The 1,087-nt window shown below is 44.9% G+C and carries 2 protein-coding genes; both read left to right on the forward strand.

The genetic code is table 11. From position 1 onward, the window contains the following. Window positions 1-34 precede the first annotated feature (34 nt). On the forward strand, window positions 35-520 hold the full coding sequence (locus tag ACT3RN_RS15770; protein ID WP_192521011.1) for a winged helix-turn-helix domain-containing protein: 486 nt from the start codon (window positions 35-37) through the stop codon (window positions 518-520). 29 nt (window positions 521-549) lie between these two features. After that, a complete protein-coding gene (locus tag ACT3RN_RS15775) occupies window positions 550-1,071 on the forward strand; it encodes an IS630 family transposase (RefSeq protein ID WP_192521012.1) in 522 nt (173 codons plus the stop codon). Window positions 1,072-1,087: the final 16 nt, after the last annotated feature.

Below are 1,087 nucleotides of genomic sequence, written 5' to 3' on the forward strand. Positions count from 1 at the left end.
ATACCAAACCCAAAATATATAGTATAATCCGCTTATGACTATACCAATACATAACCTAGAAGACCATGACTTTGGCAAACACTCAAAGACTGAGCGCAATCCCAGAGCCCGACTACGCCTGCTCATCTTACACCAATATAGTATAGGCAAAGCCACCAACGATATTGCCAAAGACCTCTGCATACATCCTGAAACTGCCAGACGGACATTGAAGCGATATTATGAACGAGGACTTGAGAGTCTCTATGATCGTCATCGTCGAGGTCGTCACAGCAAATTGGCAGAAGCAGACACAGCCGCTTTTAAAGCCATGATAGTCTCTGAACAAGAAAAGCGCGCTGGCGGTCGTCTAACCGGCAAAGACATTCAGCAATTGGCTAAAGAACACTACAACGCTCACTACACCGTTAACGGTATCTACGAGCTACTCAAGCGTATTGATATGAGTTGGATAAGTGCTCGTAGTCAGCATCCAAAAGCCGACCCACAAGCTCAAGACGCTTTTAAAAAAACTTTATAGCACAGGTTAAGGCGTCACTGCCTACTGATGTGAGCCTAGATCAAGTGGACATCTGGTTTCAAGATGAAACTCGAATAGGACAACAAGGCTCATTGACCAGAGTTTGGCATTACCGCGGTGGGCGACCTCGACTGATCAAGCAGCAACAGTTTCATTCCGCTTATCTGTTTGGTGCCTTTTGTCCAGCGACAAAGAAGGCTGTCGGCTTAGTACTGCCTTTCGTTAATAAACACACCATGTTATTGCATATGCAAGAGATTAGTAAAGCCGTTCCAAAAGGACGTCATGCGGTGGTGGTGATGGATGGCGCATTATGGCATCAACCAAGCTTGAATCAGGCTAATGTCACTATGCTTAAACTACCGCCTTATTCACCTGAGCTCAATCCCTCTGAGAGAGTATGGCAGTACCTTAAGCAAAATGAGTTATCCAATCGTTGTTATGACAGTTATGAGGCTATTGTTGATGCCGCTTGCTTGGCTTGGAATAATTTGCTTAAACAGCCACAAAGAATTCGGTCGTTAACTGCTCGTGCTTGGGCGCAACTTTAATTGTTGGGTTTGGTAT

The sequence above is a fragment of the Psychrobacter sp. AOP5-GZ1-6 genome (genome assembly GCF_052376345.1).
In the GTDB taxonomy this organism is placed as follows: Bacteria; Pseudomonadota; Gammaproteobacteria; order Pseudomonadales; family Moraxellaceae; genus Psychrobacter.

Excerpts from the sequence above, each read along its gene's own strand:
- ACT3RN_RS15770 (WP_192521011.1), top strand. The coding sequence starts at position 35 with ATGACTATACCAATACATAACCTAGAAGACCATGACTTTGGCAAACAC.